This is a genomic window from Streptomyces sp. NRRL S-87 (assembly GCF_000719335.1).
Classification (GTDB): domain Bacteria; phylum Actinomycetota; class Actinomycetes; order Streptomycetales; family Streptomycetaceae; genus Streptomyces.
Map to the genome: position 1 here is coordinate 40,342 of NZ_JOGB01000046.1, position 13,813 is coordinate 54,154.

Sequence of the window (13,813 nt, forward strand, 5' to 3'; positions counted from 1 at the left end):
GCCAGCGCGTCAGGGACGGTACGGCAGTTGAGGGACGGTGAAGCAGTTCTCGGTCATGTCCGGGCCCTGGTCCAGCCAGCCGCGGCCGTCCTGCCACCGGGCCACGGACAGGCAGGTCCGGCGCTCTTCGGGCGGCGTGGGCGAGGGCGTGAAGGAGACCGGCAGCAGCAGTCCGCGCGCGGTGTACGGCTCGGCGCGGTTCAGGAAGCCCTCCACACACGCCCGGGTGACGTCCGGCAGGCAGGAGCGGGCCGCGTCGGTGAACCACATCGCCGCCGCCCAGCCCTCGAGCTGCCACTGGGTGAGGGTGCGCCCCCGGAGGGCCGCGCGGAACTCCCGTACGGCCGGGTGCGCGGCGTCTGCGTGGTTGCGGCTGGAACCGGTCACCCACAGGGCGTTGCGGCAGTGCGGGGCCCGGGCGTAGGCGGTGGCCACGTCGTCGTTCCAGTTCTGCACGTTGGTGACCTTCGCGGTCACCCGCACCCCGGCCCCGTCCATCGCCTCGCACAGCCGGGCGTTGCCGTGCGCGTCGAGGGCGTCGAAGACCAGGTCCGTGCCGCGCGCCTTCAGGTCGGCGGCCACCGCGCGGAAGTTGGGCAGGGCGAAGTCCACCTGCTCCTGCGTCACCGCGTACCCCTCGGCCTTCAGCCCCTGCGTGACCAACCGGGCGTAGGCGGCGGAGGCGGACTGGTTGTACGCGACCACGGCGGCGCTGCGCGCACCCCGGGCGGTCTTGAAGTACCGGTAGACCTCGGTGCCGCCGTACAGGGTGCCGCCCCAACCGGGCGCGCCGCCGGTGCGGGGGGCCTGGCTGCCGTAGATCCCGTAGAGGTGCGGGTAGGTGTCGTAGGCCGCCCCGATCGGCTGCCCGCCGATGTCGGGGACGCCCGCCCGGCTGACGAGCGGCGCGCCCGCGTAGTCGAGGGCGGTGGTGGCGACGAGGGCGAAGACCCGGCGCCGGTCGACGAGGCGGTGCACGCACCCGGTGTTGCCGATGCCGCTGCCGCCGTCGTCGCAGGTCTCCACCTCGACGCGGCGGCCGCCGATGCCACCCTGCGCGTTGACCCGGTCGAAGTACGCGCGGGCGCCCTCGCCGGGGCCGGAGAACGCGTCGCCGCCCACGGGGCTGGTGGTGCTGGCGATGATGCCGACGCGCAGCGGCCCGGCGGCGGCCGGACCGGTGGGGGTGCGCGCGGCCGGCTCGAAGGCGCTCTCGGGGAGCCGGCTGCCGCAGGCCGGGGCCACCAGGAGGCAGAGGAGCACGAACACGGCGCGGCGGACGCGGCCCGGTACGGGACCGCCCCTCCTCACCCTCCCCCGCCGGAGGGCGCCCGGACGCCGGGGCCCGTCCGGATACGGTCCGTCAGCAGCCCGGCGCGGCCGCATCGCTCATCTCGACGAGGGCGCAGAGGGACGAGGCCGAGAGCTTCCATACGTCGTCCTGCAGGACCGCCGTGCCCTTGAGGGCGGACAGCACCGGGGTGCCGCTCTCCAGCAGGTCCCAGGTGACCGTGGCCCCGGTCGGGGAGGTGAAGGTGACGGCGGTGACCTTCGCGGCGGTCTGCCGGGCCAGCGGGTTCGACTTCATCCCGTCCAGCAGGGCCCGGAACTGCTCCCCGTTCTCCAGGAGCTTCACGCGGTCGTCGGTGGAGGTTCCCGGCTCGAAGAACCGTACCCAGTTCTGCTCGATCTCCGCCTGCGCCGCGGCGCGGTCCGCCGGGGCCGTCGCCGGTGCGGAGGCGGCCGGACTGGAGGTCTTGCCCGTCCGTCCGCCGGAGTCGTCGGAGCAGCCCGCGACGGCGGGGCCGAGCACGAGGACCGCGGCGGCGCCCCAGACCGCGATCCGGGAGCGTCCACTCAGGACCAGGCCCATCTGGCTCACCACCGGTGTCCGAGCGAGCCGTTCGGCTCGATGCTTCCAGGGTCTGCCGCTTCGGGGCATAGTGCAAGGAATCGGTCACCGCGGGCGCCCGCCCCTGCCGGCGGCCGGCCACGTCAGGGGAGTGCCGATGCAGACCAGTTCGCGGACGACGCTGTGGGCCGCCGCCGGGGCGCTGGCGGCCGGCGCGCTGCTGTGCGTCCTGGGCTGGTACGGGGTCTCCGGCGAGCGGTTCGCGGCCCGCCAGCTGCCGTACCTGGCCTCGTGCACGGTGCCGGGTGCGGCACTGCTGGTGGCGGGTGCCGTGCTGCTGGCCGCGGCGTGGCGGCCGTCCGGGACGGGCCCGGAGACCGGCACGTACGCCCGAACGGGTGAGGCCGGGGCCTTCGACGAGAACCTCCCCGACGCGGTCGGGCCCGCCTCCGACGGACCGCCGCTGCGGGTGCCCGGCGGCAGCCTGGCCCACCGGCCCGACTGCCCGCTGGTGGACGGGCGGGCGGACGCGGTCGCGGCGGCGCCGGGGGCCGGCCTCTCCCCCTGCCCCGTGTGCGAACCCCGCTGGCCGCGCTGAGGCGGCAGCCATGGCCTCCCTGACCTACGAGCTCACGCTGGCCGGACTCGCGGTCGGCAGCGCCGCCGCGCTCTCGGGCATCGGGCTGATCGTCACGTACCGGGCCACGGGCGTGCTCAACCTGGCGCACGGGGCGGTCGCGATGGTCTGCGCGTACGTCCTGCGGCACCTGGTGGTCGGATGGCACTGGCCGGTGGCGGCCGCCGGAGCCGTCACGCTGCTCCTGGTGGCACCGGGCATCGGACTCGTGCTGGACCGCCTGGTGTTCCGGCCGCTGGCGGTGCGCGGCGGCGACACGGCGGCCGCGCTCGTGGCCTCCATCGGCGTGTTCGTCCTGCTGGTGGGGCTGGCCGACGTGGTGTGGGGGGCCGGGGCCCGGACGGACGCTCCCGTGCTGGTCGCAGGCGAGCCGTGGCCGCAGCTCGCGGCGGCGGTGCTGGGCGCCCTCGCGGTGGCGGTGGTGACCCGTCGCACCGGTTTCGGACGGGCGCTGCGGGCGGTGGTGGACGACCGGGTGCTGGCCTCGCTCGGGGGCGTGGACGCCGACCGCGTCGCGGCCGCCGGCTGGGCCTTCGGCACCTTCACGGCGGGGCTCACGGGCGTGCTGCTGGCCCCGTACGTGCGACTGGACCCGTACGGTCTGCCGCTGCTCGTGCTCGAAGTGGTCGCCGTCGTGGTGCTGGCCCGGCTGAAGAGCCTGCCGGTGGCGATCGGCGCCGCCCTCGCGATCGGGGTGGCCCAGTCCCAACTGACCCGGTTCCACCCCACGGGCCGGGCCGCGCCGCTGCTCGGCGCGGTCTCGGCGAACCTCTTCGCGGTGGCCCTGCTGGCCGCCACGCTCCTGGTGCCCCTGCTCCCGGCCGTGGGAAGGCCGCCGCAGCCCCACCCAGGGCTCGAGCCCTCGGGGTGGGCCTGCCGCAGGGCCGGCCCTCCGCCACGGAGCACCCCTCGAGTCGCGGCGTGGGGCGCCCCCCGAGTCGCGGCGTGGTCGCTGGCCGGTGTGCTGCTGCTGTTGCCGCTCGGTTTCGGCGACGCGGACCTGGCGGGTGCGGTGCGGGTGCCGGCGTTCGCGGTGGTGCTGCTGTCCCTGGTGGTCGTGACCGGGCGGGGCGGGCAGATCTCGCTCGGCCAGGCGGCGTACGCAGGTCTGGGCGCCCTGTTCACCGCCCTGCTGGCGGCCGGGCGGTTCCCCGGACTGCCCCCCGTCACGGGTCTGGGGGCGCTGGCGGTGGCAGTGGTGCTGGTGGCCCCGCTGGGACTGCTGACCGGGTGGCCGGCGATCCGCCGCCGGGGGCTGGCCCTGGCGCTGGCGACACTGGCGTTCGGCGTGGCGGTCAGCCGGTTCGTGTTCGCGCAGCCGTACGCCACCGCCGGGCTCGACCTCGACCGGCCACCCGGGTTCGCGGACGACCGCGCGTACTACGCCCTGGAACTCGGCCTGCTGGCCGCGTCCCTGGTGGCGGTCGCCGTCCTGCGGCGCGGGCGGCCGGGGCGGGCGCTGGCCGCGCTGCGCGACGACGAGGCGGGAGCCGCCGCCGCCGGGGTGGCGGTACCGCGGCTGAAGCTGCTGGCCTTCGTGGCCGGCGCGGCGCTGGCGGCGTTGGGCGGAGGGATGCTGGGGTTGGCGGTACGGGCCTTCGACCCGGAGGCGTTCGACCCGGTGCGCGGACTGCTGTGGTTCGCGGCGGTGGTGGTGCTCGGCGCGGACAGCGCGGCCGGGGCGCTGATCGGGGCGGCGCTGCTGGTGGGCCTCGACGCGGGCACGCGGGGCGGGGTCCCGGCCGCGCTGATCGGCGTACTGGCCGTACTCGTGGGCCGCTTCCCGGCAGGACTCGCAGGCCTGTTCCGCACGTCCGCCGCACCCCCGCCGCACCCCGCACCGCCACCGACCCCACGTCAACCGCGCCTCACCCCGGCACCCACCCCGCCCCAGACACCCCCCGCCCCGAGACAACCCAGCCGCGCCCCCACCCCCACCCCCCTCCTCAGCGCCCGCGGCCTGCACGCCCACCACGGCCCGTACCACGCCCTGCGCGGGGTCGCGCTCGACGTGCCCGCCGGGCGGATCACGGGGGTGGTCGGGGCCAACGGCGCCGGGAAGAGCACCCTCTTCGACTGCCTCGGCGGGGCCCTGCGCCCCACCGCGGGCCGGGTGCTGCTCGACGGCCGCGACATCACGCACCTGCCCGCGTACGACCGCGCCCGCCTGGGCCTGGCCCGGTCCTTCCAGCAGCTCGCCGTCTTCGACGGCCTCACGGTGGAGGACAACGTCCGGCTGGGCGCCGAGCAGGGCCATCGGCACGATCCCGGCCAGCTCGAGCGCAGCCTGCGGCTGCTCCGCCTCGACGGCCCGCTCCGGTACGCCCCGGCCGCCGGCCTGTCCACCGCCACCCTGCGCCGCGTCGAGCTCGCCCGCGCCCTCGCCGGCAGCCCCCGGGTGCTGCTGCTCGACGAGCCCGCCGCCGGACTCGACGCCGCCGAGGTGCGGGAACTGACGCGGGTACTGCGGGCGCTGGCCGGAGACGGGTTGGCGGTGCTGGTCGTCGAGCACGACCCCGACGTGGTCGGCGCGCTCGCCGACACCGTGCACACCATGGCCGCGGGGGTGTTCCTTGACCGTTGAGATGGCGCTCCGCGGCGCACGGGTGCGGTACGGACCCCTCGAAGCCCTCCACGGCCTCGACCTGCCCGTCCCCGCCGCCACCGTGACCCTGCTCCTCGGCCGCAACGGCTCCGGCCGCACCACCGCCCTGCGCGCGCTGGCCGGCACCGTGCCGCTGGCGGCCGGCCGGGTCCGCTGGCGCGGGGCGGACGTCACGGGGTGGCGGGCCCACGAACGGGCCCGGCGCGGCCTGTGCTTCGTACCCGACCGGCAGGCCGTGCACGGCGGGCTGACCGTCGCCGAGAACCTCGCGCTCGCCGCCCGCGGCGCCGCTCCCGATCCCGCGCTGGACGCCTACCCGGCGCTCGCCGCGCTGCTGCCCCGCACCGCGGGCACCCTGTCGGGCGGCGAGCAGCGCATGCTCGCCGTGTGCCGTGCCCTGCTGGCCCCCCGCACCGACCCGGCCACCGGCCGCCCCGCCGTGCTGCTGCTCGACGAGCCGGCCCAGGGCATGGCGCCCGCGACCGCGGACCGTACGTACGCCCTCCTCGCCGCCCTGGCCCGGGACGGTGCGGCGGTGGTGCTGGCCGAGCAGGGAGTGCCGGCGGCCCTCGCCCTGCCCGGCGTCCTCGTCCACGAACTGCGCCGGGGCGGACTGGCCTTCAGCGGAGAGGCGGTGGAGCCGCGGGCGGCCGGGGAGTAGCCACGGCCTCCACCGGCACCACCGCCTGCGGCGTCACCAGGTCCTTCGGGACCGCCGCGTCCTTCGGCAGGGCCAGCATCCACCCGATCTCCAGCCGACCCGGGTTCGGTCCGACCAGTTTCGCGTTCAGCCGGTACAGCGCCTGCCAGCCGCCGGCGATCCGGTACCGGCGGGCGATCCCGTACAGGGTGTCCCCGGCCCGCACGACGTGCGCGCGCCCGGCCAGCCCGTACCGCTTGGCGCACGTCGGCCAGGCCTCCCAGCCCTGCACCGCCAGCAGGTCCTCGGCGACCCTGATCTGCTGCTCCCGCGTGGCCAGGTCGGCGCGCGGTGCGAACCGCAGCCCGCCGTGCCCGGCCCACGTCGGCTGACCGAACTGCAGGCCGCCGTAGAAGCCGTTCCCGGTGTCGGCGTGCCAGCGGCCGCTGCTCTCGCAGTCGGCCACGCAGTCCCAGGGCCACTGACCGCCCGGGCCGCAGTCGCCCGGGCCGGAGCCGATGGTCCCCTTCGAGCCGACCAGGCCGACCCCCGCCGGGCCGGGGGCCGGGGGCGGTGGCGCGGCAGCCGCGTCGGCCGCCCGGGCCGCGGTCGGCAGCAGCGCGAGCACGGCGGCGCACAGCAGGGCCGCGGCCGGGCCGCGGGCCCCGGGTCGGGCGTACGGCCGCTTCCGGAGGTGAGCCATCGGGCCACGCTACGCAGGCCGGTACGCCCCGCCGGGCCCGCCGCGCGGACCGCCACCCGGCCCCACCCGGTCGGCCGAGGCGCCCCCTACCGGAACCGCGCAGCTCCGGCCATCAACTGCCCGTCATCGGACAGGAATTGCCATGAAGAGATCAGATCGCACGACCGGTTCACCCTCCTGGACGTGCGGTTCGATTCCGTTCCCCTGGACGGCGTGACCCCGGCCACCGCTCCCCCGTTGAGCCCCGGAGAGCCGGGATCCGCCCGGCCCACGCACGTCTAGCCCGAGGAGTCACCCCGTGCCGCGCATGCTCGACGTCAGCGATGACGTACGCGCCGAGATCGGCGACGAAGAAGCCGACCTGCTGCTCCGCGGCGAGTCCGCGCCCGGCAGTTACGACTGCACCTCCTGCCGGACCCCGGGGGACTCCGAGCGGGAGCGCACCAGCACCGTGCTGTTCGTCGGCGACGAGACCGCCGTCCTGGCCTTCGCCCACGCCACCTGCATCCCGTCCCAGGTCGTCACCGTCTCGGAGGAGCAGCTCCAGGGCGCCGTCCGCAGCATCACCGGCGACAGCCCCGCCGGCGAGGCGGTCGCGGTCCCCGAGAACGTGCCCGGTGGCCAGGCCGTCCTGGGCATCACCAGCGGCCTCGTCCTGATCAACGGCGAGCTGCACCCGGCGCTGGTCGTCGAGCCCACCGCCCCGATCGCGCGCCCCGGCACCACCGGCCCCGGCGACGACTTCCTGCCGCTGCTCATCGAGCAGGGCTTCGTCCCTGTCACCGACATGGGCTCGGTGCCCTCGCAGCTGGCCGGCTGGTCCGTGCTCCTGGCGGCGGGCAAGCTGCACGCGGTGCTCCAGCCCGGTGCAGGGGGCGGCGGCCAGGTCGCGTGGTGGCAGGCGCACCAGGCGCTGCCGGTCACCGAGGGCTGGCGCAACGAGGCCAACCGGCACCAGAAGGTGCTCGTCTACGCGGCGCCCGTGGGCTCCATCGGCCAGCAGCCGCGCGAGGACCTGCTGCGCGACGCGCTCGACAAGGCGGCGGCCTCCGGCCTGCTGGTGGCCGCGATGCTGCCGCTCGCCGGCACCTGACCCGCCCGGCCGGCGGCCACCCCGCCCGCCGGCATCCGACCGGTGCCGGCACCCGCCGGCGCGTCCGCCGCTCGCGGGCGGGGAACGAGGGCCCCGACCGCGGGTCCGGCACGTGCCGGAAGCAGCGCCGGGGGTACGCGGAGACCGTCCGCGTACCCCCGGCGCCCTGCGTTTCCCCCGACCGCGCCCGCATCCGTCGGGGCTCCGGGGTCGTTGGCACGACGTGCACTCATACGACGCTTCGCGCCCGCAGAGCTACCAGAGCCACATCCCCTCGATGCGCCCCCCGCGCGAGCGGGACTTCCCCGGCGGCTCGCACACCCCGATCTACGACGCCCTGTGCTCGGAGTACCAGCGGGCCTTCCGGGCCCTGCCGGGCGACCGCACGGGCGAGGAGGACCTCGGTTTCGCCGGCTTCGGCGCGCTCACCAGCAGCGGCCTGGCCGGTTCCGCGTGGGACCCGTGGCAGTCCTGGAACGCCTGGGGCACGGACCGCTCCGGCGCCGACGCCCGGGGCTCCGACAGCTGGCAGCAGGTCCCCTCGTACGCGGGCCAGGGCGGCGGCCCCTACCCGGCGGGCTCCGCCGGGTACGGCGCCGCCCGCCCGCACCAGGCCGCGACGCACGTCCCGGCCGCCCTGCCCGCGGCGCTGCCGCCGGCCCCGCGCCGCGGGGCCTGACCGGCTCCTACTTCTTCTTCTGGCGCTTCTCGCGGACCCGGACCGAGATGTGGATCGGGGTGCCGTCGAAGCCGAACTCCTCGCGCAGCCGGCGCTCGATGAACCGGCGGTAGCCCGCCTCCAGGAAGCCGGAGGCGAACAGCACGAACCGCGGCGGCTTGGTGCCCGCCTGGGTGCCGAACAGGATGCGCGGCTGCTTGCCGCCGCGGACCGGGTGCGGGTGGGAGGCCACGATCTCGCCGAGGAAGGCGTTCAGCCGACCCGTCGGGACCCGGGTCTCCCAGCCCGCGAGGGCGGTCTCGATCGCCGGGACCAGCTTCTCCATGTGGCGGCCGGTCTTCGCGGAGACGTTCACCCGCGGCGCCCACGCGACCTGCTGCATCTCGGTCTCGATCTCGCGCTCGAGGTAGTAGCGGCGCTCCTCGTCGAGCCCGTCCCACTTGTTGTAGGCGATGACGATGGCGCGGCCGGCCTCGACGGCCATGGTGATGATGCGCTGGTCCTGGACGCTGATCTTCTCGGTCGTGTCGATCAGGATGACCGCGACCTCCGCCTTCTCCACGGCGGCGGCCGTGCGCAGCGAGGCGTAGTAGTCCGAGCCCGTCTGGAGGTGGACCTTCTTGCGGATACCGGCGGTGTCCACGAACTTCCAGGTGACTCCGCCGAGCTCGATCAGCTCGTCGACCGGGTCGCGGGTGGTGCCGGCCAGCTCGTTGACGACGACCCGCTCCTCCCGCGCGACCTTGTTGAGGAGCGAGGACTTGCCGACGTTCGGGCGGCCGATGAGCGCGATGCGGCGGGGGCCGCCGATCGCGTTGCCGCCGAAGGTCTGCGCGGGCGCCTCGGGCAGGACCTCGAGGACGGCGTCCAGCATGTCGCCGGTGCCGCGGCCGTGCAGCGAGGAGACCGGGTACGGCATGCCCAGGCCGAGGGACCACAGGGCGGCCGCGTCGGCCTCGCCGCTCTGGCCGTCGACCTTGTTGGCGCACAGCACGACGGGCTTGCCGGCCCGGCGCAGCAGCCTGACGACGGCCTCGTCGGTGTCGGTGGCGCCGACCTTGGCGTCGACGACGAAGACGCACGCGTCCGCGGCCTCGATGGCGTACTCGGCCTGGGCGGCGACGGAGGCGTCGAGGCCCAGGACGTCCTGCTCCCAGCCGCCGGTGTCGACGACCTTGAAGCGGCGGCCGGCCCACTCGGCCTCGTAGGTCACGCGGTCGCGGGTGACGCCGGGCTTGTCCTCGACGACCGCCTCGCGGCGGCCGATGATGCGGTTCACCAGGGTCGACTTGCCGACGTTCGGGCGGCCGACGACGGCGAGGACGGGGAGCGGGCCGTGGCCGGCCTCCTCGATGGCGTCCTCGACGTCCTCGATGTCGAAGCCCTCTTCCGCGGCGAGCTCCATGAACTCCGCGTACTCGGCGTCGCCGAGCGCTCCGTGGTCGTGCTGGTCGTTCATGAAGTCCGTTCCTCGTCGTTCGTGGTGGTCGGTGGCACCCGCGCGGGGCGCGGGCCCACTACTGGTTCAGTCTCGCTGGTCCGGGCCCGCCCCGCGCCCGGTTCCGACCGCGGCGTCCGCCGTGCGCCCGGTCAGGCGCCTGGCGTCGTCCAGATGGGCGGTCAGGTGTTCCTGGATGCGTACGGTCGCCTCGTCGAGGGCCGTACGGGTGCGCCGCCCGCTGCCGTCGCCGGCCTGGAAGGCGTCGCCGAAGACAATGTCGACCCGGCCCTTGAGCGGCGGCAACCCCTTTACGAGGCGGCCCCGCCGGTCGGTGCTGCCGAGCACGGCGACGGGCACGATGGGCGCGCCCGAGCGGACGGCGAAGTAGGCGAGGCCGGCCCGCAGGGAGGCGAAGTCGCCCTCTCCCCGGGTGCCCTCGGGGAAGATCCCGAGCACGCCGCCGGACTCCAGCACGCCGAGCGCGTCGGAGATGGCGGCGCGGTCGGGTCCGGTGCGGTCGACCTTGACCTGGCCGATGCGGTCGAGGAAGGCGCCCAGCGGGCCGACGAACGCTTCCTTCTTGATGAGGAAGTGCACGGGCCGGGGCGCCGTCCCCATGAGCATGGGGCCGTCGATGTTGTGCGTGTGGTTGACGGCCAGGATCACCGGCCCGGTCGCCGGCACCCGCCAGGCGCCGAGGACGCGGGGCGCCCACAGGCCGTACATGAGCCCGATCCCGATGCGCCGACCGACGGCCGCACCCCGGGGGGTGGGGCCGGTGGTGCCTACGGTCACGTGCCGGCCCGCTTCTCCTCAACGAGGGTGACGACGCACTCGATGACCTGCTCCAGAGTGAGGTCGGTGGTGTCCACCTCGACGGCGTCGTCGGCCTTCGCCAGCGGCGAGGTCTTGCGTCCCAAGTCGGCGGCGTCGCGCTTGATCAGCGCTTCCTTGGTGGCGGCGAGGTCGGCCGCCTCCTTGCCCTTGAGCTCGCCGGAGCGGCGGGCGGCGCGGGCCTCGGCCGAGGCCGTGAGGAAGATCTTCAGGTCGGCGTCCGGGAGCACGGTGGTGCCGATGTCGCGGCCCTCGACGACGATGCCGCCCTCCGCCTGCGCGGCGATGGACCGCTGCAGCTCGGTGATCCGGGTCCGGACCTCCGGAACCGCGCTCACGGCGCTGACCTTGGAGGTGACATCCTTGGTGCGGATCGGGCCGGCCACGTCGGTGCCGTCCACCGTGATGGTGGGGGCGAGCGGGTCGGTGCCCGAGACGATCGTGGGCTTGTCGGCGGCGGTCGCGATGGCCTCGGGGTCGTCGATGTCGACGCCGTGGGCGACCATCCACCAGGTGATCGCGCGGTACTGCGCGCCGGTGTCGAGGTAACGCAGCCCGAGCTTGGCCGCGACGGCCTTGGAGGTGCTGGACTTGCCCGTGCCGGAGGGACCGTCGATGGCGACGATCACGGCGGACGAAGCGGTTTCCACGGTGTCTGGCACCTTCCTGCTTGCGCGAGCGATTCCCGGGCACACCAAAGCGCCCCTCCCCAAGGTTACCGGCCCCTCGCCCCACCCCGCCCCCACCGGTCCGCGGGCCGGCGCCGGAGCGCCCGCCGGCCCCCGCCCGGACCGGGGTGCGGGCGGGGCGAGCGGGCGGTCGGTCACTGCTGGCGGAGGGCCCAGCCGGCCTCGCGGAGCGCGGCCGTGAGCGGCGCCACCGCCCGCGGCTCGACCATGAGCTGCACGTGCCCGGCCTGCTGCCCCGTCGCGTGCTCGATCCGTACGTCCTCGATGTTGACCCCGGCCCGCCCCGCGTCGGCGAAGATCCGCGCCAGCTCCCCCGGCTGGTCGCTGATGAGCACGGCCACGGTCTCGTACGCCGCCGGCGCCTGCCCGTGCTTGCCGGGCACCCGCACCCGGCCGGCGTTGCCGCGCAGCAGCACGTCCTCGATCCCGGCGGCCCCGCCGCGCCGCTTGTCCTCGTCGGCGGACTGCAGGGCGCGCAGCGCCTGCACGGTCTCGTCGAGGTCGGCGGCGATCGCCGAGAGCACGTCGGCGACGGGCCCGGGGTTGGCGGAGAGGATCTCCACCCACATCCGCGGGTCGGAGGCCGCGATCCGGGTGACGTCGCGGATGCCCCCGCCGCACAGCCGCACCGCCGTCTCGTCGGCCGTCTCCAGCCGTGCGGCGACCATGCTCGACACCAGCTGCGGGGTGTGCGAGACGAGGGCCACGGCCCGGTCGTGGGCGTCGGCGTCCATCACCACCGGCACGGCCCGGCACAGCGCGATCAGTTCGAGCGCGAGGTTGAGCACCTCGGTGTCGGTGTCCCGGGTGGGCGTGAGCACCCACGGCCGGCCCTCGAACAGGTCCGCGGTGGCCGCCAGCGGGCCCGAGCGCTCCTTGCCGGCCATCGGGTGCGTGCCGAGGTAGGCCGTCATGTCCAGGCCCAGCGCCTCCAGCTCGCGCCGCGGCCCGCCCTTGACGCTGGCCACGTCCACGTACGCGCGCGCCATCCCGCGCCCCATCGCGTCGGCCAGGGCGGCCGCCGTGTGCGCCGGGGGCACGGCGATGATCGCGAGGTCGACCGGGCCCTCGGGGGCCGCGTCGGTGCCGGCGCCCAGCGAGGCGGCCGTACGGGCCTGCACCGGGTCGTGGTCGGCAAGGTGCACGGCGACCCCGCGGCCGGCGAGGGCGAGCGCCGCGGAGGTGCCGATCAGTCCGGTTCCGATGACGACGGCGGTTCTCACGGGGCGCTCCTTGGTCGGGGACGGCGGGCTGTGGACCTTCAGCGTAATCAGCCGGTGACTGTCGTCGAACCGCCCGCCCACCTGACGAGACGCCGGCCGGACCGCCACCCGCGACGAGCCGCCCGCGGAACCGCACGCCCCGAGGCGCCCACCACGCCCCCCGGCCGCGAACGGCGTGGCCACCGCCCGGGCCGCGCCGTACCGCCCGTACGGCGCAGCCCCCCGCCGGCTGCGGTAGAACGATCCGCATGATCTTCCACGTGGTCACCCTCGCCGACTGGTCCGCCGCCCCGGACCTCCCGTACGCCCCGCCGTCGCTCGACACCCAGGGCTTCACGCACTGTTCGGCGGACCGGCCGACGGTCCTGGAGATCGTGAACCGCCACTTCCGCGACGTTCCCGGCCCCCTCCTGGCCGTGGAGATCGACGAGCGCGGGCTGACGTCGGAGGTCAGCCGCGAGGGCGGCAGCGGCGCCCGCTACCCCCACGTCCACGGCCCCCTCGACCGGGCGGCCGTGCACCGGCTGTGGGAGGTACGCCGCGACGCCGACGGCACCGCGCGGGACCTGGTCCCGTACCCCGCGGACTCCTGAGCGGACGGGTCGGGCCCGGGACTCGTGGGAGACGGTGCTTCTCCTGAGCCCTCCGGCGCGCCAGGATGCTGCCGCTGACCGACGACTCGAGGAGATGGCCATGCTCGACAACACCCCCCGGCGCACCGTACTCGCGGCGGGCGCCGCGGCCGTGGCGACCGGCGCGCTCACCGGCTGCGGGACCGAGGACGGGACGAAGAGCAGGGAGGACGCGGCCGCCGAACCCTCGACCTCGTCGAGCGGACCGAGCGGCGAGGCCGCCCCGAGCCCCGCCGCGAGCGGGGACCCGCTGGTGAAGACCGCCGACGTCCCGGTCGGCGGCGGCACGGTCATCAAGGAGCAGAAGGTCGTCGTGACGCAGCCCAAGAAGGGTGAGTTCAAGGCCTTCAGCGCGGTCTGCACGCACCAGGGATGCCTCGTCAACAAGGTCGCGGACGGCACGATCGACTGCCCGTGCCACGGCAGCAAGTACGCGATCGCCGACGCCAAGGTCGTCGCGGGCCCGGCCCCGAAGCCGCTCCCGGAGAAGAAGATCACCGTCGCCGACGGCGAGATCCGCCTGGCCTGACCCCGCCCACTCCACACCGGCCCGCTCCACACCCCAGCCCCGGCCGCACGCCTCCTTGGCGGTGCCTGGTGGGTCCCGTGGTGTGTGGGGGAGGCGCTTGACAGGGGTGGCAGGCTGGACCGGAGGCAGGCCCGGGCCAGGGGTGGCCGCAGGCCACGGCGAAGCCCCTTGCCCCTGGGGTGGGCCTGCCGCTGGGGGTACCTCCCAGCGGTAGCTGGGGGAGGCCTGCAGGCCGCCCCTGTCAAGCGCCGAGGGG

General features: G+C 75.8%; 14 protein-coding genes. 7 read left to right on the plus strand and 7 right to left on the minus strand.

Annotated features, from left to right (window positions below):
* Positions 1 to 9: 9 nt before the first annotated feature.
* Positions 10 to 1,269: an ABC transporter substrate-binding protein gene (locus tag IF43_RS0125985; RefSeq protein ID WP_030205244.1), complete on the minus strand. Its 1,260-nt coding sequence runs from the start codon at positions 1,267 to 1,269 to the stop codon at positions 10 to 12.
* Between the two features lie 94 nt (positions 1,270 to 1,363).
* The gene (locus IF43_RS0125990; RefSeq protein WP_234332543.1) at positions 1,364 to 1,873 is read right to left on the minus strand and encodes a hypothetical protein; all 510 of its coding nucleotides are present in this window, start codon (positions 1,871 to 1,873) and stop codon (positions 1,364 to 1,366) included.
* A gap of 136 nt (positions 1,874 to 2,009) precedes the next feature.
* On the opposite strand from IF43_RS0125990, the gene IF43_RS0125995 reads away from it, so the two are divergent.
* Genes IF43_RS0125995 through IF43_RS0126005 form a run of 3 tightly spaced genes read left to right on the plus strand, consistent with a single transcriptional unit; the run spans position 2,010 to position 5,755 of the window.
* Entirely contained in the window at positions 2,010 to 2,450 is a 441-nt protein-coding gene (locus tag IF43_RS0125995) for a hypothetical protein (protein ID WP_030205250.1), read from the plus strand.
* Positions 2,451 to 2,460: 10 nt separating this feature from the next.
* Complete coding sequence (locus IF43_RS0126000; RefSeq protein ID WP_037890070.1) at positions 2,461 to 5,073, plus strand: ATP-binding cassette domain-containing protein; 2,613 nt, start codon at positions 2,461 to 2,463, stop codon at positions 5,071 to 5,073.
* Positions 5,063 to 5,755 carry an ATP-binding cassette domain-containing protein gene (locus IF43_RS0126005; RefSeq protein WP_030205255.1) on the plus strand — a complete coding sequence of 231 codons (693 nt, stop codon included), beginning with the start codon at positions 5,063 to 5,065 and terminating at the stop codon, positions 5,753 to 5,755. Before IF43_RS0126000 ends, IF43_RS0126005 begins: the two co-directional genes overlap by 11 nt.
* Here the strand turns inward: IF43_RS0126005 and IF43_RS0126010 are convergent.
* On the minus strand, positions 5,715 to 6,437 hold the full coding sequence (locus tag IF43_RS0126010; RefSeq protein ID WP_063753397.1) for a transglycosylase family protein: 723 nt from the start codon (positions 6,435 to 6,437) through the stop codon (positions 5,715 to 5,717). The genes IF43_RS0126005 and IF43_RS0126010 overlap by 41 nt on opposite strands.
* A 298-nt stretch (positions 6,438 to 6,735) precedes the next feature.
* Here IF43_RS0126010 and IF43_RS0126015 point away from each other — a divergent pair, with 298 nt between their 5' ends.
* Both IF43_RS0126015 and IF43_RS0126020 read left to right on the plus strand, forming a co-directional pair.
* The gene (locus IF43_RS0126015; RefSeq protein WP_030205260.1) at positions 6,736 to 7,530 is read left to right on the plus strand and encodes a hypothetical protein; all 795 of its coding nucleotides are present in this window, start codon (positions 6,736 to 6,738) and stop codon (positions 7,528 to 7,530) included.
* A gap of 223 nt (positions 7,531 to 7,753) precedes the next feature.
* Complete coding sequence (locus tag IF43_RS0126020) at positions 7,754 to 8,209, plus strand: hypothetical protein (protein WP_030205262.1); 456 nt, start codon at positions 7,754 to 7,756, stop codon at positions 8,207 to 8,209.
* Between the two features lie 7 nt (positions 8,210 to 8,216).
* Here IF43_RS0126020 and der read toward each other — a convergent pair whose 3' ends face one another.
* From der to IF43_RS0126040, 4 genes are all read right to left on the minus strand, one after another.
* Complete coding sequence (gene der / locus IF43_RS0126025; protein WP_030205264.1) at positions 8,217 to 9,668, minus strand: ribosome biogenesis GTPase Der; 1,452 nt, start codon at positions 9,666 to 9,668, stop codon at positions 8,217 to 8,219.
* Between the two features lie 66 nt (positions 9,669 to 9,734).
* On the minus strand, positions 9,735 to 10,376 hold the full coding sequence (locus IF43_RS0126030) for a 1-acyl-sn-glycerol-3-phosphate acyltransferase (protein WP_234332544.1): 642 nt from the start codon (positions 10,374 to 10,376) through the stop codon (positions 9,735 to 9,737).
* A 65-nt stretch (positions 10,377 to 10,441) separates the two neighbouring features.
* Positions 10,442 to 11,134, minus strand: a complete 693-nt coding sequence (gene cmk, locus IF43_RS0126035) for a (d)CMP kinase (protein ID WP_030205268.1) — start codon at positions 11,132 to 11,134, stop codon at positions 10,442 to 10,444.
* Positions 11,135 to 11,307: 173 nt separating this feature from the next.
* Positions 11,308 to 12,396, minus strand: coding sequence for a prephenate dehydrogenase (locus IF43_RS0126040; RefSeq protein ID WP_030205270.1), 1,089 nt, complete (start codon positions 12,394 to 12,396; stop codon positions 11,308 to 11,310).
* A gap of 248 nt (positions 12,397 to 12,644) precedes the next feature.
* Here IF43_RS0126040 and IF43_RS0126045 point away from each other — a divergent pair, with 248 nt between their 5' ends.
* Together IF43_RS0126045 and IF43_RS0126050 are read left to right on the plus strand one after the other, a co-directional pair.
* Positions 12,645 to 12,989, plus strand: a complete 345-nt coding sequence (locus tag IF43_RS0126045; RefSeq protein ID WP_030205274.1) for a DUF952 domain-containing protein — start codon at positions 12,645 to 12,647, stop codon at positions 12,987 to 12,989.
* Between the two features lie 100 nt (positions 12,990 to 13,089).
* Positions 13,090 to 13,557, plus strand: a complete 468-nt coding sequence (locus tag IF43_RS0126050; protein ID WP_030205275.1) for a Rieske (2Fe-2S) protein — start codon at positions 13,090 to 13,092, stop codon at positions 13,555 to 13,557.
* Positions 13,558 to 13,813 lie beyond the last annotated feature (256 nt).